At 64.2% G+C, this 1,027-nt stretch carries 1 protein-coding gene and 1 pseudogene; both read left to right on the top strand.

The genetic code is table 11. From position 1 onward, the window contains the following. Positions 1 to 180 (top strand): hypothetical protein (locus J0I64_RS08305; RefSeq protein WP_291407120.1); only part of this gene is annotated, 180 nt, incomplete at its 5' end. A gap of 110 nt (positions 181 to 290) precedes the next feature. Beyond that, a pseudogene (locus J0I64_RS08300) lies at positions 291 to 1,027 on the top strand (sorbosone dehydrogenase family protein); the annotation flags it as partial.

The following is a 1,027-nucleotide window of genomic DNA, read 5'->3' as shown; positions in this document are numbered from 1 at the left end:
GACGGCGACCGGCTGACGCTCGAGGCCGACCTTTCGGGCACCAGGCTCTCCGTCAGCATGCAGGCGCGCGATTTCCTCGTGCAGGGCAATTGCGGCATCGTTGCCGAAGGCGGCGGGGACATCACGCTGCGTTGGTGCCTCGAAACGATCACACCTCAGCCCCTCTCCGCGAACAACTAGGCGCCCCGCAGGCTTTAACGCCAGAAAACCGGGATTCCCGCTTTCGCTGAAATGCTGTCGTGATAAGAAGATGGCCGCTTCGGTTCCATACATGCTCGACGAGACCGCCCATGTCAGCCAATTCCATCTTCGCCCAGATCGTTGCCGCCATCGGCGCCGTTGCCGTTGCCATTCGTCACTCGGGCGATGGTCCGCGGCCGCCGGTCTATGGCGGCACGCCCAACATTCCCGCGCCCAAGGCGCAGGGCAGCATTCCGACCCTGAAAATGCCGACCGCCAAGGGCTGGGAAGGCAATCACACGCCGACCGCCGCGCCAGGCCTCAAGGTCAACGCCTTTGCCGCCGGCCTGGATCACCCGCGCCAGGTCTATGTCCTGCCCAATGGCGACGTGCTGGTTGCTGAATCCATGGGTGAATCGGGCAAGCCGAGCTCGCTTTTCGATCACGCCATGTCGGTGACCATGCAGCGCGCCCGCGCTTCCGGCACCAGCCCCAACCGCGTCACGCTGCTGCGCGACGCCGATGGTGATGGCGTCGCCGAAATCCGCCACGCCTATATCGAGAACGTCCGCCAGCCTTACGGCATGGTGCTGATCGGCTCGACCCTCTATGTCGGCGCCAGCGATGCCCTGCTTGCCTACCCCTACGATCCCTCGGCCACCAAGATCACCACCCCCGGCACAAAGCTGATGGACCTGATCCCGGGCGGTCACTGGACGCGCAATCTCATCGCCAGCAAGGACGGCAGCAAGATTTATGTCGCCGTCGGCTCGCTGAGCAATATCGGCGATGCCGGCATGGCGGCCGAAGAAGACCGCGCCTGCATCCACGAATATGACATCGCCAC

Source organism: Devosia sp. (assembly GCF_017307565.1).
Taxonomy (GTDB): Bacteria; Pseudomonadota; Alphaproteobacteria; order Rhizobiales; family Devosiaceae; genus Devosia.
Note: the sequence above shows the minus strand (reverse complement) of the source record. Positions and strands in the feature narration are given on the sequence as shown.